The sequence below is a fragment of the Rhizobium deserti genome, assembly GCF_004358025.1.
Classification (GTDB): domain Bacteria; phylum Pseudomonadota; class Alphaproteobacteria; order Rhizobiales; family Rhizobiaceae; genus Neorhizobium; species Neorhizobium deserti.
On record NZ_SMTL01000001.1, the window covers coordinates 673973 to 687346 of the forward strand.

Genomic DNA, 13374 nt, shown 5'->3' on the forward strand with positions numbered 1-13374 from the left:
GGTAGCCTCCCCAGGAGGCCGGTTCGTTATGGCCGGAAGGATCTACGATACGCGCTAGGGCTCGTTTGCAGCCGCTTGCGGAAATGATGGCGCATGGTTGCCAATGTGCCAAAGCCGCAGCTGATCGCAACGTCCTCCAGCGATATCGATAGCTGCATTTCCAGAAGATCGCGGGCGTGCCGCAGCCGCTCCTTCAAAAGCCATTCTCCGACACTGTCGCCGGTCACTGCCTCAAACCGTCGCTGAAAGGTGCGCATGCTCATGCCGGCCCGGTCGGCAAGCAGGCGGATGGGCTGGTCTTCGCACAGCCGCTCCCGCATCCATTCGATCAACGGACCGAGGCGAAGCCCTTCCCTCTCCTCCGGTACCGGTCTTGCGATGAACTGCGCCTGCCCACCTTCGCGATGCGGCGGCACAACGAGGCGCCGCGCTACGCTGTTGGCGGCATCAGCGCCGAAATCACTTCGAACCACGTGCAAGCAAAGGTCAATGCCGGCGGCACTTCCCGCCGCAGTCATCACATTGGCTTCGTCGACATAAAGAACATCCGCATCGAAGGACGTGTGGGGATAAAGTTCGGCAATCGTGTCCACATAATGCCAGTGGGTCGTCGCTCTTCGCCCCGCAAGCAGGCCTGCAGCGGCCAGCACCACGACGCCAGAGCAGAGCGACATCACACGAGCCCCGCGCTGATGCGCTGTCTGCAAAGCAACAACCAGCGGCTCCGGCACTGGCGCATCGATTGACCGCCAGCCGGGGACAATAATGAGATCTGCCTCTTCCAGCAGTTCCAGCCCGCTGTCGACGGAAACACGCAACCCGCCTGCCGCCCGTAGCGGTCCCGGCGCAACGCCGGCTACCGAGAACTTGTACCATCCCTCCCCCATCTCCGGACGCGGCAGGCCGAACACCTCATAGGCGATGCCGAATTCGAAGGTACAAAGCCCGTCATAGACGAGCACAACGACATGCGGACCTTTGGTTTGGGGCATGGAAAGATTTGGCATGATCTTTACGCTATAGGTCATGATGGCCAATTTCCGCCATCAGTAACATCAGCGATGATGGGCAGCAACTGCGCTAGGAAAGGACCAGAACATGTCGAGCCCGGTTTCAGAATTCACCGCCGCCGCGCCGGAAAGTGCTGCCGAGCATTTTGCTCGCAAGCTGGCTTTCGAAGCAGATTGCTGGGACGTGCATGCGTCGCTCGCATCGGCCAATGTCGACTTTGTACTGCTCGATGTCCGTTCTCCAACATTGTTTGCCCAATCACATGTGCCGGGCGCGCTCAACCTACCGCATGGCAAGATGACGGCTCATCGCATGTCGGAATGGCCGGCCAACACCTTGTTCGTCGTTTACTGCGCTGGACCGCATTGCAACGGCGCCGACAAGGCGGCACTTCGGCTTTCCCGCCTCGGCCTCGCGGTCAAGGCGATGGTCGGCGGCATGACCGGTTGGGCGGATGAAGGCTTCGGCTTCGAAAGTCTCAAAAAGACTTCCTAATGCGAGCTTTATCCGGAGCTTAGTGAAGGGAGATGGAAGTGGTGCCGGCGGTCCCGTGCAACGGCTTCATCGAGCGTCAGGAGCACGTCCAAAGTGTTACTCCTAATCGCCAATTATTTTAACCGGGGATTAGTTTAGTTGTGCCAGAGTTTTAGCGAGAGTTCTTGACGCGAGGTGGCATTTCCTTGCGCGGGCAGTCTGTTGTTTTGGCCAACGAGCTGAATGGTGTTGATTATGGCGTTTAGAGATATTTCAATTTCAAAGAAGATCGGTCTTGTCGTCGTGGTGATGGGACTGGCTTCTCTTATTATTGCTGGCATATCCGGATCCGGACTTTATGGTCTTCAAAAGGCGATGACGGACGTCGGCGCCGAGGAAGAAGTTGCCCGCGAGGCCATGGACCTGCGCGTCGACATCATTGCCATCAGCCGCATGACCTATCAGCTTGCCGCCGACCCGGCCAAAGCCAAGGACTTCCGTGCCGAAACGGAAAAGCGATCCACTGAAATGCTGGCGCGCCTGCCCAAGATCCAATCGACGGCCGATGCCGCCGAGATGGATCAGCTGAGCAAGATCCGCGCAGCGCTCGACAGCTATTTCGGCAGCATCCGCGCCATGGTCGATACGGCGGAGAAGAACCCGACAGACACGGCGGCCATCAGCGCATCTCTCAAGAAGGCGCTTGAGGGCCAAAAGGTCGTTACCGACACCGTCAAGGTCTACAGCACCTATTCTGGCAATGCGCTTGCCGCAGCCCGCGCCGAGGCGTTGGCCTCCTCCACGACGGCCATGCTTGTCGCGGCCATCTCGGCCATCGCTTTCATCGTCGCGGGTGGGGCTGTCAGCACGATGGTTGCGCGCCGTGGCATCGTCGGGCCCATCCGCTCGCTGACCCAGGCGATGAGCCGCCTTGCACAGGGCGACATGGACGGCATTTCAGTCGATGCTTCCCGCAAGGACGAGATCGGCGAAATGGCCGCCGCGGTCGAGGTTTTCCGCAGCAATGCGATCGCCATGCGCGAGTTGAAGGCCCAGGAAGCCGCCCTCCACGAGCGCAGCAGCGACCTTCAGAGCAGCATTTCCACCGTTGTTGCTTCCGCCGTCGCCGGCGATTTTTCCGGCCGCATCACCAAGGACTACCAGAACAACGACCTCAACCGCTTTGCCAAGGGCGTCAACGAGCTGGTCTCGAGCGTCGACAGGGCCGTCACGGAAGTACGCCGGGTTATCGCGGCCCTGGCCGACGCCGACCTTACGGAAAGCATGGAAGGCCACTTCCAGGGTGCGTTCGCCGAACTGCAGACCAACGTCAACAACACCATGGTTCGCCTGCGCGGCACGATGAACAACGTGCGCAGCGCCGCTGGCACCATCAACAACAATTCAGCCGAACTCAGCTCGGCTGCCAATGATCTTTCCAAGCGTACCGAGCAGCAGGCTGCGGCGCTGGAAGAGACTGCTGCAGCTCTCGACGAAATCACCGCAACCGTTCGTGCCGCCTCGGCCCGTGCGACCGAAGCCCGTGACATGGTGCATGAGACCAAGCAGAGCGCTGCGAAGTCCGGCGAAATCGTCCGTAGCGCGGTCACCGCAATGAGCCGTATCGAAGACTCGTCTACGAAGATCAGCCAGATCATCTCGGTGATCGACGAGATCGCCTTCCAGACCAACCTTCTGGCTCTCAACGCAGGTGTCGAAGCGGCGCGTGCCGGTGAAGCAGGGCGCGGTTTCGCAGTGGTTGCTCAGGAAGTCCGTGAGCTTGCTCAGCGCTCCGCCAATGCGGCCAAGGAAATCAAGACCCTGATCAGCACATCTGCCTCGGAAGTCGAAGGCGGCGTCTCGCTGGTCCGCTCGACTGGCGATGCGCTCCTCGAAATCGAAGCCCTCGTCAACCGCGTCAACGGACATGTGGAATCGATTGCCACCGCCGCCCGCGAACAGTCAACGGCGCTGGCGGAAATTAATTCCTCCGTCAATCATATGGACCAGATGACGCAGAAGAACGCCGCCATGGTTGAAGAAACCACGGCTGCCAGCGAGACGCTTGCGGAAGAAAGCCGCCAGCTTCAGTCGATCCTGCGGAGCTTCAAGCTGGACAGCGACGAGCGCAGCTACGCCCGCCCTGCCCGCGCCGCCTGATAAAACTGACGTCGCAGCATCGCGAAGCCCGGTCGCCCTCACGGTCGACCGGGCTTCTTGGTTTCCGGCAATGCCTTGCTCCGATGATGAGACCACTAGCGTTCTACGATTACAAGCCGCAGGCCGAGCAGAACGAAAGCGCCGGCAAAGGCCCGGCGCAGCCACTGCATCACGGGAGGTCTCGAAATAACCCGATCCCGCATCGAGACCGCCAGCAAGCCATAGGCGGCGAAGACTACAAATGTCATGCCCATGAAGACCGCGCTGAGGACGAGCATGCTGGCGAGCGGCCGAGGATCGTCGGCCCGGACGAACTGCGGAAGGAAAGCCAGGAAGAAGATGGAAAGCTTCGGGTTGAGAAGATTAAGGAGCACCGCATCCACGATGATCCGCACGGCCGAGCGGGGCGGCAATTCTCCTTCAACTTTCAGGGCCCCATTTTCCCGCAGCGAATTCCAGGCCATGTAGAGCAGATAGGCCACTCCGGCATACCGGAAGATTTCGAAGATCACCGCGCTAGCATGCAGCATGGCCGCCAGACCGCCGATCGCGGCCAGGAGATGGGGAATGATGCCGAGAGTACAGCCAAAGGCGGCGATCAGACTGGCCCTCGCTCCGCGCGACAGCGCATTCGCGAGCGTATAAACGACGCCCGTTCCGGGCGATGCGGTGATGATGAGGGTCGTGACGAGAAATTCTATGGTCATGGCGGCTCCTGTTCGGTGAGGTTTGCAAGCCTGACTGCGAAAGCTCGCCCGGTCTTGAACAGGATTGCGCGATGGCCAGATTACTTGCGATGGGCGCTGGCATAGGCGCCGGGCGTGAAGCCGTACCGGCTGGCAAAGACGCGGGTCATATGGCTTTGATCGGCAAAGCCCGCTTCTGCGGCCGCCTGTGCCAGCGACATGCGCCGGGCGATAAGGCGCCGGGCCAGATCAAGCCGTTTCTGCAGAAGATAAGCATGCGGCGTGAAGCCGGTTGCGGCAACAAAGCCCCTCAGAAGCTGGAAGCGGCTCAGCCTGCAGGCAATGGCGAGATCGGCCAGCGTCAAGTCTGACGCGGGCGCATCGTCGATCATCGCTTTCGCCATGGACGTGGCCGAAGCAACGGCATGAACGGCGCCGTTGTCTCGATGAAGGTCGGCCATGTCGGCGAGAAGCCATACTAATAGCTCTTCCGTTCTGAGCTTGGCATCCACAGCCTGCGCCGCAACGCTGTCGAACAACCTTAGCAGCTTCGGCGCGGCTCTGGCATTGGGCAGAACCGGGTGGGCGAATTCAAACCGTCGCGACCTCCCTTCGGTCACGTCGCTCCAGGCTTCAGCCACGAGAACCGGATCGAAATAAAGCATCCTCCACCAGCGGCCTTGGTCGCCGATCGGCTCGCCATCGTGGATTTCACCTGGATTGACGGTGATGATATCGCCGGCTCCGGCTTCGACCGGTCCGCGTCCGCTGGCGGATTTCTGCGCGCCATGAAGGATGACACCAATGCCGAACTGTTCGTGAGTATGACGGGGAAAGCTGCAGTCCGAGCGCGCTTCAACGGCATCGATGCCCGGCCTGGCAGAAGGCAAGAGGTGGAATGTATTCGGCGCCATGGATGACAGTCCCGCTGAACGATAACGGCGCTTCTCAGGAGATCAGCAATTCTCAGCCCAAACAAGCCTGGCACCCGTCAGCCGGATGATTCAGCGGTCTCTTCGCCCAAAAGATCCAGCATGGCCCGAAGAGCCCGCGTCACATGTCTCTGCCCATGGTAAAGAGCCGAAAAACTTCGGAGCGGCATGTCGAAGGCGGCAATGTGCAGCCGGCCAGAGAAGGAATATGAGGAGGCGGCGCGGCTGGACAGCACGGTGGCAGACAAGCCGGCCTCGACCGCAGCCATGGCAGCTTCGTTGGAAGGCATTTCCAGAACCACCGAGAGGTCGGTTGGATCGATGCCTGTGCTGGTCAGGTAAGCTTCAAAGGCAGACCGCGTTCCTGAGCCTTTTTCGCGCATGAGCCAATGGGTTTCGAGCAGATCCTGCGGCCGGATCTTGCGTCCGTCCGACCAGGGATGCCGGCTGCCTACCACCAGCACAAGCCGATCTTCGGCGACTTGGACGTGCTCCAAGCCGGCAACGGCGACCTCGCCCTCAACGACAGCGATTTCCGCTGCGCCGACCAGAACGGCTTCGGCAGCGCTTTGGGTGTTGCCGACCGTGAGGCGGAGATCAACAAGGGGGAAGCGCTCGTGATAGGCGACGAGACGCGCCGGCAACCAGTAGCTTGAAACGGTCTGGCTGGCATGGATGCGCAGAATGCCGGAGGCCGCGCGGCCAAGGTCGGCAAGCGCATGCTCCGCCGACTGGGCCCGATCCAGAACGGCACGCGCTTCGGACATGAAGATCCTGCCTGCTTCCGTCAGTTCGATCCGCCGACCGACCCGGTTGAACAGGATCACCGCATGTCTGGCTTCAAGAGCCGAAATGGCGGCACTGACCGCCGACTGCGTGAGATTCAAGGCTTCCGCTGCGCGTGTCACATGTTCGCGGCTAGCGACTTCCACAAAAATTCTCAGTTGCTCCAGTGTCATCAGCAAACCGTTCGGTAAAATTGAACGATATCATGAAAATTATCGGTTAGATTAATTATTTCTTATGGTGGAGAATTATGTCCTGTCATTACGCAGAATGTAGAACCATGAGCAACTCCTGCCCTGCTGTTATAGAACGTACCCATTGGCGCCAGCTTTCATCTGCGGGAATGCGAAAGCTTCTGCCGGGCATGCTGCTGGCGACTGCAGTCGCCTGCGCCGCTCTCGCCATCCGCGGCCTGACCGGATGGATAGCGCTGAGCCCGCTCATCCTGTCCATCGTCATCGGCCTACTGATCCGTTCCTTGGTCACTCTGCCATATGCGGTTACGGCAGGATTGGGTTTCTCCATCAGGCATGTGCTGCGGTTCGGTATCGTTCTCTTAGGGTTCCAGATCACGGCCACGCAGATCCTGTCACTCGGAGGGTCCGGCATTCTTCTGGTCGTGCTGACGCTCGCCTCAACCTTTGTTGCCATTCGCTGGATGGGAAGGCTTATCGGCGTCGACCCGTCGCTCACCGACCTGATCGCGGCAGGCACGTCTGTTTGCGGTGCATCGGCGGTGATTGCCGCCAATGCAGCCGTACGAGGAAAGCAGGAGCATGTTGCCTATGCGGTCGCCTGCGTGACCCTGTTCGGCTCGATCTCGATGCTCGTTTACCCGCTTCTCGCCCAGCCGCTCGGTCTTGACCCGCTTGCCTACGGTCTATGGACCGGCGCGACCATCCACGAGGTGGCGCAGGTAGTGGCAGCGGCATTCCAGGGAGGCGATGTTTCTGGCGAGTTTGGAACGATTTCGAAGCTCGCCCGCGTCGTCATGCTGGCGCCGCTTGTCTTGACGATGGCATTCTCCATACGCTCCGGCCCCGCGTCCGGCCCCCGGACGACGATCCCCATGCCCTGGTTCGTTCTCGGCTTTCTGATGACGATGTTCGTCAACAGCGCCATCTCCGTTCCACCGGACGTCAGCCATGCCTTGGCGGTCGGATCCAGTCTCCTGCTTTCGGTGGCGCTTGCGGCCATGGGGCTCCAAACCGACATACGTCGGCTGGGGCAAGAAGGCTGGAAACCACTGGCGCTTGGCGCTTTCGGCTGGCTCTTCATCTCCGTTTTCGGCTATTTGCTGGTACGGCTGTTCGGTTTCTGACGCGGGACCTCCAACCTCATCAGCGGTCTCGTGGCACCTGCAAGCGATCAACAGGGCTTGGGACGCTCCGGCTTTGGTGTAGCGTCGCGCACAGCCTCTTCGTGATACCAGCAGGTGTCGACCACGACGACCGCGCGCTCATAACCACCGGCTATGGTCTTCCCGCCTTCAAGGCGAAGGCGCGGCTGCAGCGGGAATTGGAGTATCGTGGCGGTTTCACGATGCATGTCGATTGTCATTCCATCGTCTCCTGATGTCATGCGCATATTCATCCAACAGCATCATATGCACATTTTTTAAGCTGATTGCATTATTTTACATCAAAAACGGCTCTGGCGCCAGCGTTCAATTGCTTTGCACTCCCGAGCTATCCAAGCTCTGTCACCTACTGTCGCTGCGGCTACCAACCCTAACCGGTCCTTCCGGTTCCCACTTGGACAGCAAAGAGAATTGGAGTGTATTTTGTTGCTGCTCTTTGTGGTTTGGCCGCCTGCGCTCTACGAGCAGAGCGGAAAAATTCAGCCTATCCTTAAACTGGCACGGGAAATGCGTTCTCCTTGTTATCCCCGGCGGCGGAAGCATTCGCGGTTCCGGGATGCCTCAACCATGAATCACGGCCTGAGAGATAAAAAATGACCAAGTACAAACTCGAGTACATCTGGCTCGACGGATATACCCCGGTACCGAACTTGCGCGGCAAGACCCAGATTAAGGAATTCGACGCCTTCCCGACGCTCGAGCAGCTGCCGCTTTGGGGCTTCGACGGTTCGTCCACTATGCAGGCCGAAGGCCGCTCGTCCGATTGCGTGCTGAAGCCGGTCGCCGTCTACCCGGACCCAGCTCGCACCAACGGCGTGCTGGTCATGTGCGAAGTCATGATGCCGGATGGCGTAACGCCGCATGCATCGAACGCCCGCGCCACCATTCTGGATGACGAAGACGCCTGGTTCGGCTTCGAACAGGAATACTTCTTCTACGAAAACGGTCGCCCGCTCGGCTTCCCGGAACAAGGCTACCCGGCTCCGCAGGGCCCCTATTACACCGGCGTCGGCTATTCGAACGTCGGCTCGGTGGCCCGCGAAATCGTCGAAGAACATCTTGACCTCTGCCTTGCTGCCGGCATCAACCATGAAGGCATCAATGCCGAAGTCGCCAAGGGCCAGTGGGAATTCCAGATTTTCGGCAAGGGCTCCAAGCGCGCCGCCGACCAGATCTGGATGGCCCGCTACCTGCTGCAGCGCCTGACTGAAAAATACGGCATCGACATTGAGTACCACTGCAAGCCGCTCGGCGACACCGACTGGAACGGTTCCGGCATGCATTGCAACTTCTCGACCAAGTTCATGCGCGAAGTAGGTGGCAAGGCTTATTTCGAAGCTCTGATGGCCCAGTTCGACAAGAACCTGATGGACCACATCGCCGTCTACGGCCCGGACAACGACAAGCGTCTGACCGGCAAGCACGAAACCGCCCCGTGGAACAAATTCTCCTACGGCGTTGCCGACCGTGGTGCTTCGATCCGCGTGCCGCACTCGTTCATCAAGAACGACTACAAGGGTTATCTGGAAGATCGCCGTCCGAACTCCCAGGGCGACCCCTACCAGATCGCTTCGCAGGTTCTGAAGACGATCTCGGAAGTGCCGACCGAAGGCTATGCTTCGGCTGCAGCCTGATTATTGATACCATCCTCCCAAGGACGAAAACGCCGGCTTCAGGGCCGGCGTTTTCTGTTTGATCTGGTCGCTGCTCCGATCGCGTCCATGATCGGCGACATCTCGCCGGCATAACGACAAAGGCTGTGGCGGATCTACTTTCCCGCCCGCGCCCTTAAGCCATCCATGAACAACTGCTCGAGGAAGCGCGCCGCGTCTTCGAAACGCCCCTCTCCTGCGGATGCCTGGCCAAGCACGGCGCGCACCTGCACATCGAAATCCGCATAATGCTGCGTTGTCGACCAGATCGAGAAAATCAGGTGGTAAGGATCGCACTTGGCAATCTTGCCGGCTCGCGCCCAGGTGCGGATCACCTCCGCCTTCTCGTCCACCAATTCCTTCAGCGGACCTTTCAGCTCGTCCTCGATATGCGGCGCTCCCTGCAGCACTTCATTGGCAAAAAGCCGGCTTTCCCGGGGAAAATCGCGCGCCATTTCTAGCTTCCGGCGAATATAGGAACGGATCTCGGATTCAGGACGGCCCTCCGCATCAAATGCCTGCAGCGGCTCCAGCCAAGTAAACAGGACCCGATCGATCAGCTGCCGGTGGATCGCTTCCTTCGTTCTGAAATAATAGAGCAGGTTCGGCTTCGACATACCGGCTGCCTCGGCGATCTGATCTATAGTGGATCCGCGAAATCCGTTCGAAGAAAAGACGTCGAGCGCCGCATCCAGAATGCGCTCTTCCTTCTCTTCCTGGATGCGCGTGCGCCTTTGTGTCTTTGCCGCCCGTGGCACAGCCATCCGCTATTCGCCTTCTTATTCAACCGCCCAGAATTATCTGGAGTTTCCTGATTTTTGGCTTGAGTGAAGCCACGGAAATTGTAAGCTTTTACCAATCGGTCAAATATCGGTAACAAGCATAATAAAGGCAATGCCGATCTTCCGCCTCCTTGGCGGAAGGACCATGGGAACGAACAGCATGCCGCTCCTGGGCGGCAGAATAACTGGTGAGGACTTAATCCATGGTGGCAGCACCGGGCGAGAACCTGCGCGTCAACGGCGACCGTCTCTGGGACATGTTGATGGAGATGGCGAAGATCGGCCCTGGCATTGCCGGCGGCAACAATCGCCAAACGCTGACGGATGCGGACGCAGAAGGCCGCAACCTCTTCAAGACATGGTGTGAAACAGAGGGCATGGCGATCGGCGTCGACCAAATGGGCACGATGTTCGCCACACGCGCAGGCACCGATCCGGATGCCCTGCCCGTTTATATCGGCAGCCATCTCGACACACAACCGACGGGCGGAAAATACGACGGTGTCCTCGGCGTGCTGGCAGGTCTTGAGGTCGTACGGTCCTTGAACGATCTCGGCATTCGCACGAAGCACCCGATCACCATCACCAACTGGACAAATGAGGAAGGTGCGCGCTTCGCTCCCGCCATGCTTGCTTCGGGCGTCTTTGCGGGCGTCCACACGATAGACTATGCCTATAGCCGCAAAGATCCGGACGGGAAAACCTTCGGCGACGAGCTGAAGCGGATTGGCTGGGTCGGCGAGGAAGAGGTCGGTGCCCGCAAGATGCACGCCTATTTCGAATATCACATCGAACAGGGGCCGATCCTCGAGGCGGAAGACAAGCAGATCGGCGTGGTCACCCACTGCCAGGGGCTCTGGTGGCTGGAATTCACCCTGACCGGCCGCGAAGCCCACACGGGCTCGACGCCGATGAACATGCGCATCAATGCCGGGCTTGCCATGAGCCGCATCTTGGAAATGGTTCAGGACGTGGCGATGGCCGAGCAGCCGGGCGCGGTCGGCGGTGTCGGGCAGATGGTCTTCTCGCCCAATTCCCGCAACGTGCTGCCGGGCAAGGTGGTCTTCACCGTCGACATCCGCACGCCGAGCCAAGACAAGCTCGATCGCATGCGGACGAGGATCGAGGCCCGGGCCGCCGAAATCTGCGAAAAGCTCGGCGTCGGCTGCTCGGTGGAAGCGGTTGGCCACTTCGACCCGGTGACCTTCGACCCGGTCCTGGTCGGACGCGTGCGCGAGGCCGCCGAACGTCTGGGCTACAGCCACATGAACGTCATCTCCGGCGCCGGCCACGATGCCTGCTGGGCCGCCAAGGTGGCGCCTTCGACGATGATCATGTGCCCCTGCGTCGGCGGCCTTTCGCACAACGAGGCAGAAGAGATTTCGAAGGACTGGGCGGCGGCGGGAGCGGACGTGCTGTTTCATGCGGTGCTGGAGACGGCGGAGATTGTGGAGTAGATTGGGGAGCAGCCTGCTGAAAAGGAGAATGCCATGGGACGTCCGGCAGAGTTATCACCCGAAGAGCGCGCCGACCTGATCCGTCGTGGCTATCGGCCGGTCGAGATTTGGGTGCCGGACGCGACGAGTAAGGCTTATCGTGAGGAGGCGGCAAGGCAGGCAAAGTCTGCCGTCGAGTCCGATCTTAGAGCCGGCATAGACGAACTTCTGGATGAAGATCCGGAAACGGATTGGGAAAAGCCGTGAAGTTCAGACGCGGCGACATGGGAACAGCAGCATTTCAGGGCGATCTCGGCAAGCCTAGACCGGCTGTCATCCTCCACGCTGACGAGTTCATCGACTACCACACGACGCTTCTTATGTGCCCGCTAACGACCTTCCTTGCCGACTCACCGATCTTTCGCCCGACGATCCACCCTTCGGCTGACAATGGCTTGTCCGTAACGTCGCAGATTATGGTCGACAAGATGACGCATCTGAAAAAGACAGCATTACGGCAAGTCATCGGACATTTGAACGATGACGAGATGCAACTCCTTGAGGCGGCAGTCATCACTATGATCGGGCTAAGGCGATCGGTGCTGCCAGTCACGCGAATCCAATAACAAGGGGAACAACCATGACCACAGTCATCAAGGGTGGCACCATCGTCACTGCCGACCTCACCTATATGGCCGACGTCAAGATCGATGGCGGCAAGATCGTCGAGATCGGCCCCAACCTATCCGGGGCCACTACGTTGGACGCCTCCGGCTGTTATGTCATGCCGGGCGGCATCGATCCGCATGTGCATCTGGAAATGCCGTTCATGGGCACCTATTCGGCCGACGATTTCGAAAGCGGCACGCGCGCGGCGCTGGCCGGCGGCACGACCATGGTGGTCGATTTCTGCCTGCCCGATCCCGGCCAGTCACTGCTCGACGCGCTGAAGCGCTGGGACAACAAGGCGACGCGCGCCACCTGCGACTACTCCTTCCACATGGCGATCACCTGGTGGGGCGAGCAGGTCTTCAACGAGATGAAGGCCGTTGTTTCGCATCACGGCATCAACACCTTCAAGCACTTCATGGCTTATAAAGGCGCGCTGATGGTCAACGACGACGAGATGTTCGCGTCGTTTTCCCGCTGCGCCGAACTGGGAGCCCTTCCCCTGGTTCATGCTGAGAACGGCGACGTGGTTGCTGCCATGCAGGCTAAACTGATGGACGAGGGCAATAACGGCCCGGAAGCGCATGCCTATTCGCGGCCCGCTTCCGTCGAGGGTGAAGCAACCAATCGGGCCATCATCATCGCCGATATGGCCGGCGTCCCGCTCTATGTCGTCCATACCTCCTGCGAACAGGCCCACGAGGCGATCCGCCGGGCACGCCAGAATGGCATGCGCGTCTATGGTGAGCCGCTGATCCAGCACCTGACGCTCGACGAAAGCGAATATTTCGACAAGGACTGGGACCATTCCGCCCGCCGCGTCATGTCGCCGCCCTTCCGCAGCAAGCAGCATCAGGATTCACTCTGGGCCGGCCTCGCCTCGGGTTCGCTGCAGGTGGTGGCGACCGACCACTGCGCCTTCACCACGGACCAGAAGCGCACCGGCCTCAGCGATTTCAGAAAGATCCCGAACGGCACCGGCGGGCTGGAAGACCGGCTGCCAATGCTCTGGACCCATGGCGTCGCGACCGGCCGCATCACCATGAACGAGTTCGTGGCAGTGACCTCCACCAACATCGCCAAGATCCTCAATATCTATCCGAGGAAAGGCGCGATCCTCGTCGGTGCCGATGCCGATATTGTCGTGTTCGATCCAAGCAAGTCGAAGACCATCTCGGCTGCCACGCAGCAATCGGCGATCGACTACAATGTCTTCGAGGGCAAGCAGGTGATCGGGCTGCCGCGATATACGCTGACCCGCGGTTTCGTTGCCATCGAGGATGGCGCCGTCAAAACCCGGGAAGGCCACGGTCACTTCGTCAAGCGCGAGCCCTATCCTGCCGTCAGCAAGGCCCTTTCGAACTGGAAGGAGCTGACCGCGCCACGCAAGGTGGAGCGGTCGGGGATTCCGGCTTCGGGAGTGTGA

At 59.9% G+C, this 13374-nt stretch carries 14 protein-coding genes; 8 read left to right on the top strand and 6 right to left on the bottom strand.

Annotated elements, in window-relative coordinates; genetic code table 11:
- Nucleotides 1–26 precede the first annotated feature (26 nt).
- Entirely contained in the window at nt 27–1028 is a 1002-nt protein-coding gene (gene ftrA, locus E2F50_RS03255; protein ID WP_133314607.1) for a transcriptional regulator FtrA, read from the bottom strand.
- A 70-nt stretch (nt 1029–1098) separates the two neighbouring features.
- Here ftrA and E2F50_RS03260 point away from each other — a divergent pair, with 70 nt between their 5' ends.
- Both E2F50_RS03260 and E2F50_RS03265 read left to right on the top strand, forming a co-directional pair.
- A complete protein-coding gene (locus E2F50_RS03260; protein ID WP_133314608.1) occupies nt 1099–1506 on the top strand; it encodes a rhodanese-like domain-containing protein in 408 nt (135 codons plus the stop codon).
- 234 nt (nt 1507–1740) lie between these two features.
- Entirely contained in the window at nt 1741–3645 is a 1905-nt protein-coding gene (locus E2F50_RS03265; RefSeq protein WP_133314609.1) for a methyl-accepting chemotaxis protein, read from the top strand.
- Nucleotides 3646–3740: 95 nt separating this feature from the next.
- Here E2F50_RS03265 and E2F50_RS03270 read toward each other — a convergent pair whose 3' ends face one another.
- The 3 genes from E2F50_RS03270 to E2F50_RS03280 all read right to left on the bottom strand — a co-directional run bounded on the left by E2F50_RS03270 (nt 3741) and on the right by E2F50_RS03280 (nt 6222).
- Nucleotides 3741–4352 (bottom strand): LysE family translocator, encoded by a 612-nt coding sequence (locus tag E2F50_RS03270; RefSeq protein WP_133314610.1) that lies wholly within the window; start codon nt 4350–4352, stop codon nt 3741–3743.
- Between the two features lie 80 nt (nt 4353–4432).
- Nucleotides 4433–5245 carry an AraC family transcriptional regulator gene (locus E2F50_RS03275; RefSeq protein ID WP_133314611.1) on the bottom strand — a complete coding sequence of 271 codons (813 nt, stop codon included), beginning with the start codon at nt 5243–5245 and terminating at the stop codon, nt 4433–4435.
- A gap of 77 nt (nt 5246–5322) precedes the next feature.
- The gene (locus tag E2F50_RS03280) at nt 5323–6222 is read right to left on the bottom strand and encodes a LysR substrate-binding domain-containing protein (RefSeq protein ID WP_133314612.1); all 900 of its coding nucleotides are present in this window, start codon (nt 6220–6222) and stop codon (nt 5323–5325) included.
- A 107-nt stretch (nt 6223–6329) separates the two neighbouring features.
- Here E2F50_RS03280 and E2F50_RS03285 point away from each other — a divergent pair, with 107 nt between their 5' ends.
- Nucleotides 6330–7370: a YeiH family protein gene (locus E2F50_RS03285; RefSeq protein ID WP_133314613.1), complete on the top strand. Its 1041-nt coding sequence runs from the start codon at nt 6330–6332 to the stop codon at nt 7368–7370.
- A gap of 47 nt (nt 7371–7417) precedes the next feature.
- Here E2F50_RS03285 and E2F50_RS03290 read toward each other — a convergent pair whose 3' ends face one another.
- Nucleotides 7418–7609 (bottom strand): DUF2735 domain-containing protein, encoded by a 192-nt coding sequence (locus tag E2F50_RS03290; protein WP_133314614.1) that lies wholly within the window; start codon nt 7607–7609, stop codon nt 7418–7420.
- Between the two features lie 393 nt (nt 7610–8002).
- Here E2F50_RS03290 and E2F50_RS03295 point away from each other — a divergent pair, with 393 nt between their 5' ends.
- A complete protein-coding gene (locus tag E2F50_RS03295; protein ID WP_133314615.1) occupies nt 8003–9043 on the top strand; it encodes a glutamine synthetase beta-grasp domain-containing protein in 1041 nt (346 codons plus the stop codon).
- Nucleotides 9044–9177: 134 nt separating this feature from the next.
- Here the strand turns inward: E2F50_RS03295 and E2F50_RS03300 are convergent, their stop codons facing one another.
- Complete coding sequence (locus tag E2F50_RS03300; protein WP_133314616.1) at nt 9178–9825, bottom strand: TetR family transcriptional regulator C-terminal domain-containing protein; 648 nt, start codon at nt 9823–9825, stop codon at nt 9178–9180.
- A 221-nt stretch (nt 9826–10046) separates the two neighbouring features.
- On the opposite strand from E2F50_RS03300, the gene E2F50_RS03305 reads away from it, so the two are divergent.
- From E2F50_RS03305 to hydA, 4 genes are read left to right on the top strand one after another with little or no spacing between them, the layout of a single operon-like run.
- Nucleotides 10047–11300, top strand: a complete 1254-nt coding sequence (locus E2F50_RS03305) for a Zn-dependent hydrolase (RefSeq protein ID WP_133314617.1) — start codon at nt 10047–10049, stop codon at nt 11298–11300.
- 33 nt (nt 11301–11333) lie between these two features.
- On the top strand, nt 11334–11546 hold the full coding sequence (locus E2F50_RS03310) for an antitoxin MazE-like protein (protein ID WP_133314618.1): 213 nt from the start codon (nt 11334–11336) through the stop codon (nt 11544–11546).
- Nucleotides 11531–11905: a type II toxin-antitoxin system PemK/MazF family toxin gene (locus E2F50_RS03315; RefSeq protein ID WP_133314619.1), complete on the top strand. Its 375-nt coding sequence runs from the start codon at nt 11531–11533 to the stop codon at nt 11903–11905. Before E2F50_RS03310 ends, E2F50_RS03315 begins: the two co-directional genes overlap by 16 nt.
- A gap of 14 nt (nt 11906–11919) precedes the next feature.
- Entirely contained in the window at nt 11920–13374 is a 1455-nt protein-coding gene (gene hydA / locus E2F50_RS03320) for a dihydropyrimidinase (protein WP_133314620.1), read from the top strand.

Excerpts from the sequence above, each read along its gene's own strand:
- E2F50_RS03295 (WP_133314615.1), top strand. The coding sequence starts at position 8,003 with ATGACCAAGTACAAACTCGAGTACATCTGGCTCGACGGATATACCCCG.
- E2F50_RS03305 (WP_133314617.1), top strand. The coding sequence starts at position 10,047 with ATGGTGGCAGCACCGGGCGAGAACCTGCGCGTCAACGGCGACCGTCTC.
- E2F50_RS03260 (WP_133314608.1), top strand. The coding sequence starts at position 1,099 with ATGTCGAGCCCGGTTTCAGAATTCACCGCCGCCGCGCCGGAAAGTGCT.
- E2F50_RS03270 (WP_133314610.1), bottom strand. The coding sequence starts at position 4,352 with ATGACCATAGAATTTCTCGTCACGACCCTCATCATCACCGCATCGCCC.
- ftrA (WP_133314607.1), bottom strand. The coding sequence starts at position 1,028 with ATGACCTATAGCGTAAAGATCATGCCAAATCTTTCCATGCCCCAAACC.
- E2F50_RS03280 (WP_133314612.1), bottom strand. The coding sequence starts at position 6,222 with ATGACACTGGAGCAACTGAGAATTTTTGTGGAAGTCGCTAGCCGCGAA.
- E2F50_RS03300 (WP_133314616.1), bottom strand. The coding sequence starts at position 9,825 with ATGGCTGTGCCACGGGCGGCAAAGACACAAAGGCGCACGCGCATCCAG.
- E2F50_RS03275 (WP_133314611.1), bottom strand. The coding sequence starts at position 5,245 with ATGGCGCCGAATACATTCCACCTCTTGCCTTCTGCCAGGCCGGGCATC.
- hydA (WP_133314620.1), top strand. The coding sequence starts at position 11,920 with ATGACCACAGTCATCAAGGGTGGCACCATCGTCACTGCCGACCTCACC.
- E2F50_RS03290 (WP_133314614.1), bottom strand. The coding sequence starts at position 7,609 with ATGACAATCGACATGCATCGTGAAACCGCCACGATACTCCAATTCCCG.
- E2F50_RS03285 (WP_133314613.1), top strand. The coding sequence starts at position 6,330 with ATGAGCAACTCCTGCCCTGCTGTTATAGAACGTACCCATTGGCGCCAG.
- E2F50_RS03310 (WP_133314618.1), top strand. The coding sequence starts at position 11,334 with ATGGGACGTCCGGCAGAGTTATCACCCGAAGAGCGCGCCGACCTGATC.
- E2F50_RS03265 (WP_133314609.1), top strand. The coding sequence starts at position 1,741 with ATGGCGTTTAGAGATATTTCAATTTCAAAGAAGATCGGTCTTGTCGTC.